The sequence below is a fragment of the Specibacter sp. AOP5-B1-6 genome (genome assembly GCF_052376555.1).
GTDB lineage: Bacteria > Actinomycetota > Actinomycetes > Actinomycetales > Micrococcaceae > Specibacter.
Genome location: NZ_JBQSVT010000017.1, coordinates 72,916 through 91,030, shown reverse-complemented (window position 1 = coordinate 91,030; position 18,115 = coordinate 72,916). Strand labels below are relative to the sequence as shown.

Here is an 18,115-nt window from a genome sequence, read left to right as displayed (position 1 = left end):
CCGCCCCTGGACATGCACAGGCTGTTTGGCGAGCCGAAGCTGGGGCCCACCGGGGAGCAGGAAATTGTGGTGCGCTACCTGACACCGCACTCCAAGTGGTCCATCCACTCCGAGTACCAGGACAACCTCCTCATGCTCTCACTCTCCCGCGGCGGGCCGACGGTGTGGCTGAGCCCGCAGGACGCGGACGCCATCAAGGCCAAAGACAACGAATGGGTTGAGTGTGTGAACACCAACGGCGTGTTTGTGGGCCGGGCCGTTGTCAGCCACCGCATGCCCGAGGGGGTGGCGTTCATTTACCACGCGCAGGAACGCACCATCGACGTGCCCAAGTCCGAGGCCACCGGCCGGCGCGGCGGCATCCACAACTCCGTCACGAGGCTGCTGATCAAACCCAGCCACTTGATCGGCGGGTACGCGCAGCTGACATACGCGTTCAACTACCTGGGTCCCACCGGAAACCAGCGGGACAACGTGTCCACCATCCGCCGTCGTTCCCAGGAGGTGCAGTACTAATGCGTGTTATGGCTCAAATGGGCATGGTCATGAATCTGGACAAATGCATTGGCTGCCACACGTGCTCGGTTACGTGCAAGCAGGCCTGGACCAACCGGGCAGGGGTGGAGTACGTCTGGTTCAACAATGTGGAAACCCGTCCCGGCCAGGGCTATCCGCGCCGCTACGAGGACCAGGAAAAGTGGAAGGGCGGCTGGGAGCTGAACAAGCGCGGCCGGCTGAAACTGAAGGCCGGCGGGCGCGTAAAGAAGCTGTTCGGACTCTTCGCCAGCCCCCTCCAACCGGAACTGAAGGACTACTACGAGCCCTGGACCTACGACTACAAGACCTTGATCGACGCCCCCTTGGGCGACGACTTCCCCGTGGCGCGGCCCAAATCCCTGATCACCGGCAAGGACACGAAGATCACGTGGAGCGCCAACTGGGACGACGACCTCGGCGGCACCGCCGAAATGGGCCACCTTGACCCGATCGTGGAGAAGGTCCGCCGCGAGTCCGAGGACAAGATCAAGTTTGAGTTTGAGCAGACGTTCATGTTCTACCTGCCGCGCATTTGCGAGCACTGCCTGAACCCGTCCTGCATGGCGTCCTGCCCCTCCGGCGCCATTTACAAGCGCGTCGAGGACGGCATTGTGCTGGTTGACCAGGACCAGTGCCGCGGCTGGCGCCAGTGCATGACCGGCTGCCCGTACAAGAAGATCTACTTCAACCACAAGACCGGCAAGGCCGAGAAGTGCACGTTCTGCTACCCGCGCATCGAGGTCGGCCTGCCCACCGTGTGCTCGGAAACCTGTGTGGGCCGCCTGCGGTACCTTGGGCTTTTCCTGTACGACGCCGACGCCGTCACCGCCGCCGCCTCGGTCACGGATCCGAAGGAGCTGTACCAGTCGCAGATGGACGTGCTGCTGGATCCCAACGACCCGGCCGTCATCAAGGCGGCCCGCGAGCAGGGCATTCAGGAAGACTGGATCGAGGCGGCCCAAAAGTCGCCAGTGTATGCGCTGACCAAGGTGTACAAGCTGGCACTGCCGCTGCACCCCGAATACCGGACCATGCCCATGGTTTGGTACATCCCCCCGCTGTCCCCGGTCGTTGACCTGCTGCGGGAGCAGGGGCACGACGCCGAGGATTCCGACGTGCTTTTCGGCGCCATTGACGCCCTGCGCATCCCGGTTGAATACCTGGCCGAACTGTTCACTGCCGGGGACGCCGAACGAGTCACAGAGGTGCTGCGCAAACTGGCGGCCATGCGCTCCTACATGCGCGGCATCTCACTGGGCAACGACCCGGATGAGTCCATTCCCGCCTCCGTGGGCATGGACGGGGAAACCATGTATGAGATGTACCGGCTCATGGCCATCGCCAAGTACGAGGAACGCTATGTGATTCCCAAGGCGCACGCCGAGCAGGCGCATGACCTTGAGGAGATGGGCTGTTCCCTGGATTTCGACGGCGGACCCGGCATGGGTGCCATGGGCAGCTCCCCGTTTGGCGAGGCCAGCGGACGGCCCACCCCGGTGGCCGTCGAGACCTTCAATGCCCTGCGGGACAGGCAGACCTCCGATTCGGTGGCGGGAGCTGACACGCTGCGCGGCCGGGTGAACCTGCTGAACTGGGATGGCAACGGTGCACCGGCGGGAATGTTCCCGCAACGGCACCCCACCGAGCCGCCCATCGAGCCCCCCGCCGGCAACCGCGAGGACGCCTTGGAAGGCGGCAGCCAGTGAGCAAACAAGACCGGATCACCTACCTGGCGGCATCCTGGTGCCTGTCCTACCCGGACGAGCAGCTCGTGGCCCGCGTGCCATTGATGCGGGCCGCCCTCGGTGAGTTTCCGGGCGCAAGCCAGCCGTTCGACGTCGTGCTTTCCGCGCTGGAAACCACCGCCCTGATGGCCCTGCAAACTCAGTACGTCCAGGAATTTGACCTGGGCAAACGGCACGCGCTGCACTTGTCCTACTGGACCGACGGGGACACCCGCCGCCGCGGGGAGGTGCTGGGCGCGTTCAAGAAGGTGTACCGCGGTTCGGACACGCTGGTGGACACGCGGGGCGAACTGCCCGATTACCTGCCGATGGTGTTGGAGTATGCGGCCACCGTTGACCTGGCCGCGGGCAGGGATCTCCTGCAGCAGTACCGGCCCAGCCTGGAACTGATCAAGTTCGGGCTGCAGCGGGACACGCTGCCGCACACAGACATTGTGCAGGCCGTTTGCAACACGCTGCCGGGCGCGTCCCCGGCGGATGAACAAGCGGTGATGCGGATGGCGGGTTACGGCCCGCCCACCGAATCCGTGGGCCTTGACCCGTACGATCCGCGGCTGCTGCCCATGAAAGGGGCATGAGCGATGGACATCTTTCTGTGGGGCGTGCTGCCGTACGTCATGGTTGTCATACTTGTGGGCGGCTCCATTTGGCGCTATAAATACGACCAGTTCGGCTGGACGACGCGCTCCTCCCAGCTCTACGAATCCAGGCTGCTGCGGATTGGCTCCCCCGTCTTCCACTTTGGCCTGCTCGCCGTCATAGCCGGGCATTTCTTCGGCCTCGTAATCCCCAAGTCGTGGACCGAGGCGGTAGGCATGACCGAGAACATTTACCACTTCAACGCGCTTTTTGTCGGCACCATTGCCGGGGTTGGCACGCTGGGCGGGATTGTTCTGTTGATCTACCGCCGCCGCAAGACCGGGCCGGTCTTCATGGCGACCACCAGGAACGACAAGCTCATGTATGTGGTGCTGGTGGCGGCCATCGTGTTTGGTTTGTGGACAACCCTGGCCAGCGTGTTTTGGCCCGACCACGATGCGACCTATCGCGACACCGTCTCCCCGTGGTTCCGCTCGCTGTTCATCTTTCAGCCGGACGTTGCCGCCATGGCCGCCGCGCCGTTCTCGTTCCACATCCACACGCTGGTGGGCATGCTGCTGTTTATTGTCTGGCCGTTCACCCGGCTGGTGCACGCCTTCACCGCACCCCTGCACTACCTGTTCCGCCCCTACATCGTGTACCGCTCACGGGACAAGGGCCCCAGCGTTGCCGGCCGCCACGGCTGGTCGGACGTTGGCACCCACGACCGCGACACCCGGCACCGCTAGCCGTTCGTCCTGCACCGCCCACGACAGGAGAGACCATGGCACGAGTCGCAGCAGGCACAGCCGAGTCCCCGCCACAGAAGGGTCAGGCGCTGAAGGGTCAGGCGCTGAACCTTGTTTTGGCCACAGCCGCCTCGGTGGTGGGGTTTTGGGCGTGGAATGTCATAGCCACGCTGAGCACCCACTACGCGAATTCCATGGAACTGTCGGCCGGGACCATGGGCATCCTGGTGGCCATGCCCATCTTTGTGGGGTCCTTGGGGCGCATCGTCGTGGGCACCATGACCGACAGGTACGGCGGCCGGGCGCTCTTCACCGTCGTGCTGCTCGCCACGATTCCCACAGTTTTGCTGGTTGCATTGGGAGGGGCACTCAACTCCTTGGCGCTGGTGCTTGCAGCCGGCTTCCTGTTGGGGGTTGCCGGCACGGTCTTTGCCGTGGGCATCCCTTTCGTAAGCTCCTGGTACCCGCCGTCCCGCCGCGGCTTCGCCACCGGCGTGTTTGGTGCGGGCATGGGCGGCACGGCTTTGGCCGCCTTCCTTAATCCGCGTCTGGTCAAGACCATCGGCTACGTGCCAACGCACCTGGTGATTGCCGCACTGTTGGCCGTCATGGCCGTCCTGGTCTGGTTCTTCATGAAGAACGCCCCGGGTTGGCAGCCCAATACAGCCCCCGTCATGCCCAAGCTCATCGACGCCGCCAAGCTGGCCGTCACCTGGAAAATGTGTTTCCTGTACGCCGTGGTGTTTGGCGGCTTTGTTTCCTTTGCCACTTATCTGCCCACGTACCTGCGTGACGTGTACGAATTTGATCCAAGCGCCGCGGGTGCCCGAACCGCGGGTTTTGCCCTGGCGGCCGTGATAGCCCGCCCCATCGGCGGGGTGTTGGCGGACAAGATCGGCTCCAAGCCCGTGGTTCTTGCTTCGCTGGCGGGGGTGGCTGTGCTGGGCTTCCTCGTAGCGCTCGAACCGGCGGCCGACGTCCAAGCGGGGCCCGTGTTCCTTGCACTGGCCGCGGCGCTCGGCCTTGGCACCGGCGGGGTTTTTGCCTGGGTGGGCGCCCTCTCCCCCGACGGCAAGGTCGGCACCATCAGCGGCATCGTCAGCGCGGGAGGCGGCCTGGGCGGCTACTTCCCGCCGTTGATCATGGGCATGACCTACAACCCATCGGCGGAGAACTACAAGTACGCGATTGGGCTCTCACTGCTGGTGGTCACGGCCATCGTGGCGTTGTTGTTTACCTTGTTCCTTGTGAAGACCCCTGCCAAGGAGGCCTCCCCGGCCGTGAAGTAACGCCCGCCGCTCCTCGATCTGCGAAGTCGTCGTGGGCAACGATGGCCAGAATCCAGCATTTCCGCGGCAGCTGTTGCGCCGGGAGGGGGCGTCGGGCCCGCACCCAAAGGGGGTCCTCTTGGCTTGGGGTAATCATGCGCAGCAATACTGCGTAAGATTGATAGATGTGGTCCGCAATCTTGGGCCACCCCCAACCGACAGGTGGAACAGTTCCGTGACGCACTCCTCCGCCGATTCCCGTCTGCTGACCCGAATCGCCGAGTTCACCGAGGATTCCATTGCCGCCGGACGCGCCTATGCGGATCAGGACCGTGTCAGCGACATAGTTCTGGAGCCTGCCACCGGGCTGCTCTCAGGCAAGGTGCAGGGCACCCAGGAATACCGGGCCACGGCGAAACTCGTCCGCGAGCACGACGGCGTCGTCGCATGCCGCGTGGGCATCTGCAACTGCCCCGTCCGGCAAAACTGCAAGCACGTGGTGGCCTTGATCGCCGCGGCTGAAGACGAGCAGTCGTTCACGGACTTCTTCGTTCCCGACGAGTCGCCGCGGGAACCAACGTTCCTGGAAACATTGCTGGCCAAGGCCAAGGACGGCAAATCCGCGGCCGCTGCTCCCACCAACAACATCGACGAACAGGCGGTTGACTCCTGGGAAGCCGCACTGTCGGCCCTGCTGCCGCCCGCCACTGCAGCACCGAGCCCGGACACCCCGGCGCTGGGCCTGCAGTTTGAGCTGCATGTGCCGCCGCCCCGCTTTTCCTACCGCGGCCGCGGCAGCACCGTGCCCTCCGAACCAGTTCTCAACGTCCGCCCTGTTGTCATGGGCACGCGCGGCAAGTGGGTCAAGACCGGTGTCAGCTGGGCGACCCTGGGATACCTTGCCTACGGCGGGGCACACGACCGCACCCAGTTGGAGTGGCTCAGCGAATTCCTGTCCTCGCACAGCCCGCGGCAGTACAACCACGGCAATGCCGGCGCCTGGCTGTCGCTGAACGATTTCGCCGGCCGCAACCTCTGGCAGCTGCTGTCGGGCGCACACAAGAACGGCGTCGCCTTGATCCAGTCGGGCAGCGGCGACCCTGTCCGGGTTGCCGACCAGGACGCCGCCCTGCAGCTGGATGTAACCCGGGCCGAATCGGGGGGCCTGGATGTGGGCCCGTTGATTGAACTGGAGGGCGTCCCGGTCGAGGCCGAAATCGTCGGGCGGCTCGGTTCCCCCGTCAGCGGACTGTTCTTCAGCAGCAATGGCGAGCCGGCCGCGAACTCGGGCAACGCCGCCCAAGGCCGCAACGCCGTCGTCCGCGGCAGCATCACCTTGGCGCCGCTGCCCGCCGACTCGTCCACCCAGATGCTTGATTTTGCGCTGCGGAAGGAGACTGTCCATGTGCCGGAGCGTGCGCGGGAGAAGTTCCTCACCCAGTTTTATCCGCAGCTGAAGCAGGCCGCCGCCGTCGTTTCTGCCGACCAGTCGGTGGAGCTGCCCGCCTATGTGGAGCCGACGTTGTCGCTGTTGGCGGCGTACGGTGCGGACCATTCGGTGCGGCTGCATTGGGAGTGGCATTACCCTGTGGGCAGCCGTGTGACGTCGCTGCCGCTGTGGCCGGAACTGGGCGAGCACGCTGTTCGCGACACCGGTGCGGAGGCCCGGCTGATCGCCAGTGTCGGGCAGCCGTGGGAGGACATTACCGCCATGGGCGTCGCGGCCAACCATTCCTGGGGGGATCCCACCCTGGCCGGGACCGCATTGCTGAACGACCTGGACACCCTCACCTTCACCGAAACGGTGCTGCCCCGGCTGCAGGCGCTGCCGGGCGTTGAGGTGGAGACCTCGGGCAGCATTGCCAGCTACCGCGAGGTGACCGAGGCACCCATCGTCACCATTTCCACCAAGGCCACCGACGAACGCGACTGGTTTGACCTGGGCATCGTGATCACCTTGGAGGGGCAGTACGTCTCCTTCGCCGCCGTGTTCTCCGCCCTGGCCGCCGGGAACACGCGGATGCTGCTGCCCAGCGGCGCCTACTTCTCCCTGGACCGGCCCGAACTGCACCAGCTGCGCGCCTTGATTGATGAAGCCCGCAGCCTCAATGACGACAAGGACGGCGAGCTGCGCATCAGCCGCTTCCAGGCCGGGCTGTGGGACGAGTTGGCCCAGCTTGGCATTGTTGACGAACAGGCCCAGGCCTGGCGCAAGACAGTCACGGGCCTGCTCGACGGCGGACCGCCCGTCGCGCTGCCAGCCCCGGCCGGTTTGAACGCGACACTGCGCCCGTACCAGTTGGACGGCTTTAATTGGCTGCATTTCCTGTACAGCTTTGGGCTGGGCGGCGTGCTTGCGGACGACATGGGTTTGGGTAAAACCGTCCAGACCCTGGCCTTGATGTGCCAGGTCAAGGCGGATGCTGCCGCCGGGCGCGGCACCGACGCGCTCGTCGAGGCAGGGACCGGTGCAGGAGTCGGTTCGGGATCCGGATCCGGCAACCAGCCCTTCCTCGTGGTCGCACCCACCTCCGTGGTGGGCAACTGGGCCAGTGAAAGCATCCGGTTTGCGCCGGGTTTGAAGGTCGTCACCGTTTCCGAGACGTTCGCCAAGAGCGGTTTGAATTCGGCGGATTTCTTTGCCGGTGCTGACATTGTCATCACCTCCTACGCCTTGTTCCGCATTGATTTTGCCGAATACGGGATGCAGCCCTTTGCCGGGCTGATTTTGGATGAGGCGCAGTTCGTCAAGAACCACCAGTCGAAGGCGTACCAGTGTGCCCGCAAACTGAAGTCGCCGTTCAAGTTGGCTGTGACGGGTACACCCATGGAAAACAACCTCATGGAGCTGTGGGCCCTGCTCTCGATTGTGGCGCCCGGGCTGTTCCCCAGCCCGAAGCGCTTTGCCGAGTTCTACCAGCGGCCCATTGAAAAGAATGCCGACTCCGAGCTGCTGGGCAAGCTGCGTTCCCGGGTGAAACCGCTCATGTTGCGGCGCACGAAGGAACAGGTCATTGCGGACCTGCCTGCCAAGCAGGAACAAATTCTGGAAGTGGAGTTGAATCCGCGCCACCAAAAGATTTACCAGACGCATTTGCAGCGGGAGCGGGCCAAGATCCTCGGGCTGCTGGAAAACGTCAACAAGAACCGCTTCACCATTTTCCAGTCGCTGACGCTGTTGCGCCAGCTCAGCCTGGACGTCTCACTGGTGGATGAGAGCCAGGCAGGGGTCCGCTCCTCGAAACTGGACGTGTTGTTTGAACAGCTTGAAGACGTGATCAAGGAAGGCCACCGGGCCTTGATCTTCAGCCAGTTCACGGGCTTCCTTGGCAAGGTCCGTGAGCGTCTCGTCGCCGAGGGCACCGAGTTCACCTACCTTGACGGGGGCACCCGGAACAGGGCCGCCGTCGTGGATGAGTTCAAGACCGGAACGGCACCGTTGTTCCTGATCAGTCTCAAGGCCGGTGGTTTTGGCTTGAACCTGACGGAGGCCGACTACGTGTTCATCCTTGACCCGTGGTGGAATCCTGCCTCCGAGGCGCAGGCAGTGGACCGCACGCACCGCATTGGGCAGAAGAAGAACGTCATGGTGTACCGGCTGGTCGCCAAGGACACCATCGAGGAAAAGGTCATGGCGCTGAAGGCCAAGAAGTCCCAGCTGTTCTCGGATGTGATGAGCGGGGACTCGTTGTCCGGCGGCGCCTTGACGGCGACGGACCTGGCCGGTCTCTTCCGCGACTGACACCCCGTCGCCTCCCCTTGATCGAGTTTGCACTTGTTGGCCCGATTTCAACGATTTTCGGTGTCATCGGTCCAACAAGTGCAAACTCGATTTTGATGCAGGAGGGATTGATGCAGGAGCGATTACCGCTGCGGACGCCAGACCACCACGGCCTGGCTGCGCGGGCGCGGACGCTGGCCGCGGGCAAGGGCCACGATATCCCCGCCGGTGAGGCCGCCGGCAAACACGCGGCTGTTGGCGCGGGGCGGCCGCGAGGCCATCTCCGCTGAAACTGCCTCCAGGGCGTCGGTCAGTTCCAGAACCTTGGAGCGCAGTGCCTCCACCTGGTTTTGCAGTTCCATGATGCGCCGGATCCCCTCAAGGGAAACACCCTCCTGGGACAGTCGCTGCACTTCACGCAGCATCTCAACGTCGTGCTGCGAGTAGCGGCGGGACCGGCCGGGTGCGCGGCGGGGCTTCACGATGCCCAACCTGTCGTATTGGCGCAGCGTTTGCGGGTGCATCTCCGCCAATTCAGCCGCCACGGAAATCACAAAGATGGGCGAGTACGGGTCAACGATCATTGCAATTTCCTTTCTCCCCGCCCGCTCCCCAACCTCGTACCTCGGCCAGGGAACCCTGCGGGCGTGGGCCCAACGTGAATAGTAGTTACAGCCTTGCCTTGTCCTTCAGCGTTGCACGGGGATCGTCGTCGCCCGTGGCAGCGGCAAAGGCACGCACGGCTTCCTCCGCTTCCTTGTTAAGCTTCTGCGGAACCGCCACGTCGATCGTGACGAGGAGGTCGCCGTCGCCCTTCTTGGATTTCACGCCGGCACCCTTGACACGCAAGGTGCGGCCGGACGGTGTGCCGGCGGGGACACGGACACGAACGGTCTCACCCGTCAACGTGGGCACACTGATGTCGGCGCCCAGAGCTGCCTCGTGGAATGCCACGGGGACGTGGACGCGGATGTTGTTGCCATCCCGGACAAAGAAGTCATGGGGTTTGACCTTGACGGTGACCATCAAGTCGCCGGGACCGGCGGCACCTGACTGGCCCTTGCCCTTGACCCGGACTTTTTGGCCGTCCTTGATGCCGGCGGGGATGCGGACGTCGATCACCTCACCGTTCGGCTCGCGCAGGCCAATCTTGGTTCCGTTGATGGACCCGGCAAAGGAGATGCTGGTTGAGGCCGTGCGGTCCGCGCCCTTGGTTGGTGTTGGCTGAAAGCCGCCAAAACCGCCTCCTCCGCCGCCACCGCCAAAGAGGTCGGCGAATTCCGGGGGCAGGCCTGAGCCGCCAAAGCCCGGGTTGCCGCGGGGTGCGCCGCGGCCGCCACCGCCGAAGAGGTCGCCGAAGACGTCTTCAAAACCGCCGCCGCCACCGCCGTTGTGGCCGCTGCCCCCAGCACTGAAGCGGGCGCCGCCGCCCATGGCCCGGATGGCGTCGTATTGTTCGCGGTCTTCCTTGCTGGAGAGCACTGAATACGCTTCGGAGACGTCCTTGAAAGTCTTTTCCGCCTTGGGATCACCGGAGTTTGTGTCCGGGTGATACTTGCGGGCCAGCTTCCGGTAGGCCTTCTTGATGTCGGCGTCCGATGCATCTTTGGACACACCGAGGATTTTGTAAAAGTCTTTCTCGACCCAATCCTGACTTGCCAAGACGCCTCCTTTCTAAAAGTTTGTGGGAAATGCTTCTGCTGGCCGGGCCTGTCGACACCCGGGGGTTTCGACACGCCCGGCCAGCGGAAGTGGTGCTGTGGGACTACTCCGGCACGGCCACGATCACTTGTGCGGCGCGCAGGATGCGCTCTCCGGACTTGTAACCATTGCGCAGCACCTGGCTGACGGTGTCAACCTCAATGTCTGCGCCCGGCTGCTGGATGAGCGCCTCGTGGACGGTTGGATCAAACGCAACGCCAGTGGCGTCAATCTTTTCCAAACCATACGTTGTCAACACTGTTTCCAGCTTGGCGGCGATGGCCGCAAACGGGCCATCCACCAAGTCGCCGTGGGCACGTGCCGCGTCGATGTCATCCATGACGGGCAGAATCGAGTTGAGCACGCCGATGACGGCCATCTGGCCGGCAACTGCCCGGTCCCGCTCAACACGCTTGCGGTAATTGACATACTCGGCCTGCAAGCGAAGAAGGTCGTTCTTCAGCTCGGCGGCGTCGTCTGCCACTGCTCCCTGCGCCACGGAGTCCTCGGCCGGAACCTCAACACCGTTGAGGATCTCCTCGGCCTGCGACAGTGCGTCGGGGGCTTCGCCTTCCGGGGTTCCGTTTTCCGGAACCTCCTCGGGGTTTGTGGACTCAGACATGCTTACTTCTTCTCGTCTGCGTCTTCGTCGATGATCTCGGCATCAACGATGTCTTCCTCGGCGCCTGCCTCGGCGGACTCGGCACCCTCGGAAGCGCCGGCGTCAGCCGTTGCACCCTCAGCCTGGGCTGCGGCGTAGATGGCCTCGCCCAAGGTGGACTGTGAAGCCTGCAGCTTCTCAAATGCGGCCTTCACGGCTGCATCGTCGTCGCCGGCAAGGGCAGTCTTGAGCGCGGTGACGTCTTCCTTGACGGGGTTCTTGACCTCGTCGGCGAGCTTGTCATCGTTGTCGGCCAGAACCTTGTCCACCGAGTAGTGCAGCTGCTCTGCGGAGTTGCGCAGATCTGCTGCCTCGCGGCGTTCCTTGTCCTCGGCTGCGTGCTCTTCAGCTTCGCGAACCATGCGCTCAATGTCATCCTTGGACAGCGAGGAGCCGCCCGTGATGGTCATTGACTGCTCAACACCGGTGCCCTTGTCCTTGGCGGACACGTGCACGATGCCGTTGGCGTCGATGTCGAAGGTGACCTCAACCTGCGGGACGCCGCGCGGAGCCGGAGCAATGCCGGTCAGCTCGAACGTGCCCAGCGGCTTGTTGTCACGGGTGAACTGACGCTCACCCTGGAAGACCTGAATGGCCACTGACGGCTGGTTGTCATCAGCTGTCGTGAAGGTCTCGGAACGCTTGGTCGGGATGGCCGTGTTGCGCTCGATCAAGTTGGTCATGACACCGCCCTTGGTTTCGATGCCCAGGGACAGCGGGGTGACGTCGATGAGCAGCACGTCCTTGCGCTCACCCTTCAGGACACCGGCCTGCAGTGCGGCACCAACGGCCACAACCTCATCCGGGTTGACGCCCTTGTTGGGCTCCTTGCCACCGGCCAGTTCCTTGACCAGTTCGACGACGGCGGGCATGCGGGTTGAGCCGCCCACCAGAACGATGTGGTCGATGTCGGAAACCTTGATGCCGGCTTCCTTGATGACGTCGTTGAACGGCTTCTTGGTGCGCTCGAGCAGGTCCTTGGTCAGGTCCTGGAGCTTCGCGCGGGTCAGCTGCTCGTCCAGGTGGACCGGGCCGTCAGCGGTTACGGAGAGGTACTGCAGGGAGATGTTGGTGCTGGAAGCCGAGGAGAGTTCCTTCTTGGCCTGCTCGGCAGCTTCCTTCAGGCGCTGCAGGGCGATCTTGTCCTTGGACAGGTCGATGCCCTTGACCTTGAGCTGGTTCAGCAGGAAGTCAACGATGCGCTGGTCCCAGTCGTCGCCGCCGAGGCGGTTGTCACCGTAGGTGGCGCGCACCTGGATGGTGGAGAAGTCGTCTTCGTCCTTGCCAACTTCCAGCAGGGAAACGTCGAACGTTCCGCCACCGAGGTCGAACACGAGGATGAGTTCGTCTTCCTTGCCCTTGTCCAGGCCGTAGGCCAGTGCAGCAGCCGTGGGCTCGTTGACAATGCGCAGCACGTTCAAGCCCGCGATTTCGCCGGCTTCCTTCGTGGCCTGGCGCTCGGCGTCGTTGAAGTAGGCCGGGACGGTGATGACAGCGTCGGTGACCTTCTCGCCCAGGTAGGCTTCGGCGTCGTTCTTGAGCTTCATCAAGGTGCGGGCGGAGATTTCCTGCGCCGTGTACTTCTTGTCGTCGATCGCAACGTTCCAGTCGGTGCCCATGTGGCGCTTGACGGAAGCGATGGTGCGGTCAATGTTGTTGACGGCCTGGCGCTTGGCGATTTCGCCGACCAGGACTTCGCCACTCTTGGAGAAGGCAACGATCGACGGGGTGGTGCGGCCGCCTTCAGCGTTGGCGATGACTGTGGGCTCGCCACCTTCGAGGACGGATACAACAGAGTTGGTGGTTCCGAGGTCAATACCTACGGCACGTGACATAAGTGGTTCCTTTCATGGGCCGCTGCGTGAACAAGTCCGTCGCCATGGTGGCGCCGGGTCGCCCAACCAGCGGTATTGAGCGTTCTGCACTCAACTCTACTCAGACTCGCTTTCATGTCAAATGAAGTTGAGCGTAGTAGGCTCAACTTTCACTTTAGGCGAACACGTACGACGCCGGACGGCCGGCTTTGCGACTTGCGCCACCAGTGCGGGGCTGCTTTCCGGACGGACCGGGCACGGGAGGATTTTGCGTGCGGGCTGTTCTGGTCCGCAGCTGCCCGCCTGCCCGCGGCTGCCCGCAATGCGGGACACTCTGGCACGGGCGGGATGCCGGGCGTACGCTCCCATTTATGAGCGAGCAATCCAGCGAGGACCAGGGCCAACCCCACAGCGAATCCCAGGGCCAATCCCACAGCGACGTCTACACGCACGGCCACCACGAGAGCGTGCTCCGCTCCCACACGTCGCGGACGGCGGCGAATTCTGCCGCCTACTTGATCCCGCACCTCACCCACGGTCTCAGCGTGCTGGATGTGGGCTCGGGCCCCGGCACCATCACGGCCGGCTTCGCCCGTCTGGTTGCCCCCGGCGCCGTGTTGGGACTGGACCGGGCGCCGGAAGTCGTGGCAGCCGCAACGGCGATGTCCACGGACCAGCACCTGGCCAACCTCAGCTTCGACACCGGCGACGTCTACAACCTGGACTTTCCCGATGACAGCTTCGACGTGGTGCATGCCCACCAGGTTTTGCAGCACCTGACGGACCCGGTTGCCGCGCTGCAGGAAATGCGGCGCGTGGCAAAACCGGGCGGCATCGTGGCGGTGCGGGATGCGGACTTCCACGGCATGTCCTGGTACCCGCAGCTGCCCGAAATGGAAGAGTGGATGGCCCTGTACCAACAGGTTGCCCGCCACAACCAGGCGGAACCGGATGCCGGGCGGCGGTTGCTGCACTGGGCGCATTCCGCGGGATTCACTGATGTCACGCCGTCGTCCGCCAACTGGCTGTACGCAACACCGGAGCAGCGGGCCTGGCTCGCCGGGGTCTGGGCCGACCGGACGGTGGGCTCCGCATTTGCCGAACAGGCCGTAGGCTACGGCTTCGCCGATGCACCGACACTGGCGCGGGTCTCGGCGGGCTGGCGGACCTGGGGCGCCAGCGAAGACGGCTGGTTCCTCATGCCCAACGGGGAAATCATCGCCCGGGCGTAGTCAGTCTCGGAGAGCATTTTGCCGCTGTAAAGCCGCTGTAAACTTGGCGGGTGCAATTCTCCCTTTGGCTGGCCCTTGCGGGCGCCGGCGCCATGATCAGCCTGACTCCGGGCGCAGGCGCCATCAACACCATGTCCAACGCGCTGACCGCTGGTTTCCGCCGATCCTTTTGGGGCATCCTGGGCCAGCAGCTGGCGTTGGTGCTGCATGTGGTCATCGTTGCGGCCGGCGTGGGCATCATCGTCTCCAGCTCCCCGTTCCTGTTCCTGCTGATCCGCTATGTGGGCGCCGCCTACCTCGTGTACCTGGGCATCCGGAAGCTGCTGGCCAAGGCAGAGACGGACGACGGCGGGGACGCACCCGCCGCTGTTGAACCCGGCTTTTCGATGTTCCGCCGCGGGCTCTGGGTCAACCTGCTGAACCCCAAGGCCATTGTGTTCTTCCTGGCGTTCATGCCCCAGTTCATCCGGCCGGCCGATCCGCTGCTGCCCCAATACGTGGTCCTGACCGCCACCGTGGTGGTCATTGACATCATCGTCATGTGGTTCATCTTTGCCGCCGGCGCCAAGCAGCTCAAACACCTGACAGGCAGCGAGCGCGGGCAGCTGATCCTCAACCGCATTTTCGGCATCATGTTCATCGCGGTGGGCGTGCTGCTGGCCCTGGTGTAACCCGGCCCGCAGGCCCGCACATTTCCGTGGGCTGGTCCCGCTGCGGGTGCGCGGTGGGCCACCCGGGGTTTTACACTTCTTCCATGAGCAACCAATGGTTTCAGCAGCCACACCCTGACGAGAAAGCCCCGACCAGGTACCCGGCATCCCGGTTGCGCCCGGAAGATCTCCCCAAGGAGCCCTTCAGCTACATGGGCACACGCAGGAGCATTCAAAGCCCGCTGGGGCAGGTCACCTTCGCCGCATTCATATTTTTGATGGCAGCGGTCCTCTTTCTCGCGGTCCTCATGGACAGCGCACAGACCGGGCGTCCGGGACTGGCGGTTCTAGCCGTTGTGCTGCTGCTTGTGTTCGGCGGGCTCGGCACCGCAGCCATGATCATCGGCGTCAAGCGCATGCGCTGGCGGCGCGAGTACATCCGCATCACGGGCCAGCGCCCGTGGAGCTGAGCTGCTTGAGCACGTGCCGGGACCGGGGCGGGCCGGGTCCAGCGCGGGGCAGGGTGTTGGGCCAGGCGCCATCCGGCCGCACCTCCTCCCGCCGATAGACTGACTGAATGAACACTCCCTACCGGATCATTACCGTGTGCACCGGCAATATCTGCCGCTCCCCCATGGCTGAATTCATGGTGGCAGCCGCCGCCGACCATGCCGGCATGGACGTGGAAGTTGATTCCGCGGGCACCTCGGCGTGGGAGACGGGCAATCCGATCGATCCCCGCGCCGCAACCACGCTCAAGCGCCACGGCATTGCCGCTGCCAACCACGCGGCGCGCACGTTCAATCCGGCCTGGTTTGCCGACCGGGACCTCATCCTCGCTCTGGACACCGACCATTACGACGCCCTCCAGGCGCTGGCGTCCACCCCGGAAGCCGCCAGCAAGGTCCGGATGCTGCGTTCCTTTGACCCTGCAGTGGCCAACGCCAGCCGGGACGAGCAAGGCATTTACGACCCCTGGTACGGCGACGCCAAGGACTTCCAGGTCAGCTGGGAGTTGATTTCCGCGGCCATTCCCGGCATCTTGGCGCACGCCGCTGACTACGGTCACGCACGTGGCTAGACCCCGGGTCCTGCCATTGCCCGCAGGCTCCCAACAGCTGCCGCTCCACAGCGGAACCCACAGTGGCACCCCCGGAATTGTGGGCCCATGCAACGCCCGGTGATCATCGCCGTCGACGGCCGCTCCGGTGCCGGAAAGACCACTGTCGCTGTGGAATTGGCAGCCCTGCTGCGCCGCCACCGCCCCGTGTCGCTCTTCCACCTCGAGGACATCTACCCGGGCTGGGACGGCCTGGCCGGAGGTGTGGAACGCTATATCGGCCAGGTCCTGGAACCCCTCAGCGAGGGCCTGCCCGCCATCTGGACCGCGTGGGACTGGGAGGCCAGGAACGACGGCGCGTCCCGGACCACCGCGGTTGCCCCGGTGGTGGTCGTGGAGGGTGTGGGGTCCGCCCATGGACGGGCGGCCGGGTTTGTGGATGCCGTAATTTGGGTGGACGCGCCCACCCATTCCCGCAAGCAGCGCGCCTTGGAGCGGGACGGCGAAACGTACGCACCCTACTGGGACGTCTGGGCGGAACAAGAAGAAAGCCTTCTGGCCGGCGAGGCGTCCGCCGAGCATGCGGACATTCTGGTGGACGGTACCCATGGCGTTGCCAATGCCCCTGGACTTGTCCTTGACGCCCTGACCCAGCTGCCGGCCTTGGAACATGTGCTGGGCCCGGAGCTGGCGCGGCGCCGCGGACTGGAATTGTCCGTCACCCGCCTTGACGGGCTGCCGCCGGCCGCCGCACTTTTCGACGCTCTCCTTGGTGCTGCGGACAACGCCGTGTGGCTTGACAGCTCGATCGCCGAAACCGCCACCGGGACCGGGACCTCGGAATCAGCCACCCCTGCAGTGAGCGATTCAGCTGCCGGGAAGCCGCCCAGCGCCCGAGCCAGGTTCTCCATCATGGCCGACAACTCTGGCTGTTTTGGCCAAGTGGCCCGCCACCGCAGTGGCGTCACCACGGTCACCGCCGGCCAAGTCACCACCCGCATCCGGGGCCCGTTCTTCCTCTGGCTGGACTCCGTGTGGGGACGCAAGGCCGTGCGGGCACCCGAGCACTATCCCGGCGATTTCACACTGGGATGGCTGGGTTATCTGGGCTATGAACTCAAGACCGAAACTGGCGGCGCAGCAATCACAGCCGACCCCCCGGCCGCGGGACCCGTGGACCTTCCGAACGCTCCAGTCGTTCCGGCCGGGGCCCTGTCGGCCCTGCCCGACGCCGCGCTGCTCTTTGCCGGCCGCGCAGTGGTCCTGGACCACCAGGAAAACTGCCTCTACGTTCTGACGCTGGCGGGCACCCACCACCCATCATCCGGCCAGGAGGCTGGGGCGTTCCGCACAGCGGTCCGCACTGCGCATGCCGCGGCCCAAGCCGGACGGGGCACCCAGCCCGGCCATCCGGCGTCGGACATCACCGGCAGCACTCCCACGGGTGGGCCGGCACCGCAATTCACGGCGCGGGACGGTGAACGCCGGTACAAGGCGATGATCACGGCGGCACAGGCCCAAATCCACGACGGCAACTCCTACGAGGTTTGCCTGACCACCCAGCTGGAAGCCCACTCCGCGCAAAGGATGGACCCCTGGACGGCGTACCAGGCGTTGCGCCGGCGCAGCCCCGCACCGTTTGCCGCGTTCCTGCGCCTTGGCGATTTGAGTGTTTGCAGTACGTCGCCCGAGCGTTTCCTGCGCATTGACTCGGAGGGGAGGATGCGTGCGGAGCCGATCAAGGGCACCCGCCGCCGGGATTCCGACCCCGCTGTCGACGCCGCACTCAAGACGGATTTGGCCACCTCGTTGAAGGACCGGGCCGAAAATGTGATGATCGTGGACTTGTTGCGCAACGACCTGTCCCGCTTTGCCCTGCCGCACACGTTGACCGTCCCGCGGCTGTTTGCCATTGAAAGCTACGCGACGGTGCACCAGCTGGTCAGCACCATCGAGGCGCAGCTGGCGCCGGGGAGTTCGCGCGCGCAGGCCGTGGCCGCCGCCTTCCCTGCAGGGTCCATGACGGGCGCCCCCAAGATCAGCACCATGGCGATTCTCGACGGCCTCGAGGCGGGCCCGCGCGGGATCTACTCGGGCGCCATCGGCTATTTTTCACTCAATGCCGCCCTGGATCTTTCGGTGGTGATCCGCACGCTGGTCCTGCAGGACACGCACGACGGCGGCACGCACCTTGCACTGGGGGTCGGCGGCGCCATTACGGCAGACTCCGAGGACGAGGCGGAATGGCAGGAAATTCAGGCCAAGGCATACGGGGTCTTGTCCACGCTGGGCGCTGAATTCCCGTCCTGAGCTGCGGAGGCGGCCGGTGGTGCCCAGAGCGGGGATGGATTCTCGAAGGGAGGAACGACCGAAGGAAATCTTACTGTCCGCGAGGGAA

15 protein-coding genes are annotated in these 18,115 nt (G+C 64.6%); 11 read left to right on the top strand and 4 right to left on the bottom strand.

The genetic code is table 11. The features are described 5' to 3' along the window. From ACT3TS_RS10850 to ACT3TS_RS10825, 6 genes are all read left to right on the top strand, one after another. Nucleotides 1-516 (top strand): molybdopterin dinucleotide binding domain-containing protein (locus ACT3TS_RS10850; RefSeq protein ID WP_444531522.1); only part of this gene is annotated, 516 nt, incomplete at its 5' end. Further along, a complete protein-coding gene (gene narH, locus ACT3TS_RS10845; RefSeq protein WP_444531521.1) occupies nt 516-2,243 on the top strand; it encodes a nitrate reductase subunit beta in 1,728 nt (575 codons plus the stop codon). The genes ACT3TS_RS10850 and narH, both read left to right, overlap by 1 nt. Further along, nucleotides 2,240-2,860, top strand: coding sequence for a nitrate reductase molybdenum cofactor assembly chaperone (gene narJ, locus ACT3TS_RS10840; protein WP_444531520.1), 621 nt, complete (start codon nt 2,240-2,242; stop codon nt 2,858-2,860). The genes narH and narJ overlap by 4 nt, the downstream gene beginning before the upstream one ends. A gap of 3 nt (nt 2,861-2,863) precedes the next feature. Beyond that, nucleotides 2,864-3,610, top strand: coding sequence for a respiratory nitrate reductase subunit gamma (gene narI / locus ACT3TS_RS10835; protein ID WP_444531519.1), 747 nt, complete (start codon nt 2,864-2,866; stop codon nt 3,608-3,610). Nucleotides 3,611-3,645: 35 nt separating this feature from the next. Then, nucleotides 3,646-4,899 carry an MFS transporter gene (locus tag ACT3TS_RS10830; RefSeq protein ID WP_444531518.1) on the top strand — a complete coding sequence of 418 codons (1,254 nt, stop codon included), beginning with the start codon at nt 3,646-3,648 and terminating at the stop codon, nt 4,897-4,899. A gap of 214 nt (nt 4,900-5,113) precedes the next feature. Continuing rightward, entirely contained in the window at nt 5,114-8,620 is a 3,507-nt protein-coding gene (locus ACT3TS_RS10825) for a DEAD/DEAH box helicase (RefSeq protein ID WP_444531517.1), read from the top strand. Nucleotides 8,621-8,742: 122 nt separating this feature from the next. On the opposite strand, the gene ACT3TS_RS10820 is transcribed toward ACT3TS_RS10825, so the two are convergent. The 4 genes from ACT3TS_RS10820 to dnaK all read right to left on the bottom strand — a co-directional run bounded on the left by ACT3TS_RS10820 (nt 8,743) and on the right by dnaK (nt 12,796). Continuing rightward, on the bottom strand, nt 8,743-9,183 hold the full coding sequence (locus ACT3TS_RS10820) for a heat shock protein transcriptional repressor HspR (RefSeq protein WP_444531516.1): 441 nt from the start codon (nt 9,181-9,183) through the stop codon (nt 8,743-8,745). Nucleotides 9,184-9,268: 85 nt separating this feature from the next. Further along, a complete protein-coding gene (locus ACT3TS_RS10815) occupies nt 9,269-10,261 on the bottom strand; it encodes a DnaJ C-terminal domain-containing protein (protein ID WP_444531515.1) in 993 nt (330 codons plus the stop codon). 103 nt (nt 10,262-10,364) lie between these two features. Further along, on the bottom strand, nt 10,365-10,922 hold the full coding sequence (locus ACT3TS_RS10810; RefSeq protein ID WP_444531514.1) for a nucleotide exchange factor GrpE: 558 nt from the start codon (nt 10,920-10,922) through the stop codon (nt 10,365-10,367). A gap of 2 nt (nt 10,923-10,924) precedes the next feature. Next, nucleotides 10,925-12,796, bottom strand: a complete 1,872-nt coding sequence (gene dnaK / locus ACT3TS_RS10805; protein ID WP_444531513.1) for a molecular chaperone DnaK — start codon at nt 12,794-12,796, stop codon at nt 10,925-10,927. Nucleotides 12,797-13,146: 350 nt separating this feature from the next. Here dnaK and ACT3TS_RS10800 point away from each other — a divergent pair, with 350 nt between their 5' ends. The 5 genes from ACT3TS_RS10800 to pabB all read left to right on the top strand — a co-directional run bounded on the left by ACT3TS_RS10800 (nt 13,147) and on the right by pabB (nt 18,027). After that, complete coding sequence (locus tag ACT3TS_RS10800; protein WP_444531512.1) at nt 13,147-14,007, top strand: methyltransferase domain-containing protein; 861 nt, start codon at nt 13,147-13,149, stop codon at nt 14,005-14,007. Between the two features lie 50 nt (nt 14,008-14,057). Then, nucleotides 14,058-14,678, top strand: a complete 621-nt coding sequence (locus tag ACT3TS_RS10795) for a LysE family transporter (protein WP_444531511.1) — start codon at nt 14,058-14,060, stop codon at nt 14,676-14,678. An 83-nt stretch (nt 14,679-14,761) separates the two neighbouring features. Then, nucleotides 14,762-15,127 carry a hypothetical protein gene (locus ACT3TS_RS10790; RefSeq protein ID WP_444531510.1) on the top strand — a complete coding sequence of 122 codons (366 nt, stop codon included), beginning with the start codon at nt 14,762-14,764 and terminating at the stop codon, nt 15,125-15,127. A 107-nt stretch (nt 15,128-15,234) separates the two neighbouring features. Then, nucleotides 15,235-15,738: a low molecular weight protein-tyrosine-phosphatase gene (locus tag ACT3TS_RS10785; RefSeq protein WP_444531509.1), complete on the top strand. Its 504-nt coding sequence runs from the start codon at nt 15,235-15,237 to the stop codon at nt 15,736-15,738. An 87-nt stretch (nt 15,739-15,825) separates the two neighbouring features. After that, entirely contained in the window at nt 15,826-18,027 is a 2,202-nt protein-coding gene (pabB, locus tag ACT3TS_RS10780) for an aminodeoxychorismate synthase component I (protein WP_444531508.1), read from the top strand. The last annotated feature ends 88 nt before the right edge of the window (nt 18,028-18,115 follow it).

What these genes read in the sequence shown, in the direction of transcription:
- dnaK (WP_444531513.1), bottom strand. Translation starts at nt 12,796, where the DNA reads ATGTCACGTGCCGTAGGTATTGACCTCGGAACCACCAACTCTGTTGTA.
- pabB (WP_444531508.1), top strand. Translation starts at nt 15,826, where the DNA reads ATGCAACGCCCGGTGATCATCGCCGTCGACGGCCGCTCCGGTGCCGGA.
- ACT3TS_RS10820 (WP_444531516.1), bottom strand. Translation starts at nt 9,183, where the DNA reads ATGATCGTTGACCCGTACTCGCCCATCTTTGTGATTTCCGTGGCGGCT.
- ACT3TS_RS10830 (WP_444531518.1), top strand. Translation starts at nt 3,646, where the DNA reads ATGGCACGAGTCGCAGCAGGCACAGCCGAGTCCCCGCCACAGAAGGGT.
- ACT3TS_RS10785 (WP_444531509.1), top strand. Translation starts at nt 15,235, where the DNA reads ATGAACACTCCCTACCGGATCATTACCGTGTGCACCGGCAATATCTGC.
- ACT3TS_RS10790 (WP_444531510.1), top strand. Translation starts at nt 14,762, where the DNA reads ATGAGCAACCAATGGTTTCAGCAGCCACACCCTGACGAGAAAGCCCCG.
- ACT3TS_RS10800 (WP_444531512.1), top strand. Translation starts at nt 13,147, where the DNA reads ATGAGCGAGCAATCCAGCGAGGACCAGGGCCAACCCCACAGCGAATCC.
- narH (WP_444531521.1), top strand. Translation starts at nt 516, where the DNA reads ATGCGTGTTATGGCTCAAATGGGCATGGTCATGAATCTGGACAAATGC.
- ACT3TS_RS10810 (WP_444531514.1), bottom strand. Translation starts at nt 10,922, where the DNA reads ATGTCTGAGTCCACAAACCCCGAGGAGGTTCCGGAAAACGGAACCCCG.
- narI (WP_444531519.1), top strand. Translation starts at nt 2,864, where the DNA reads ATGGACATCTTTCTGTGGGGCGTGCTGCCGTACGTCATGGTTGTCATA.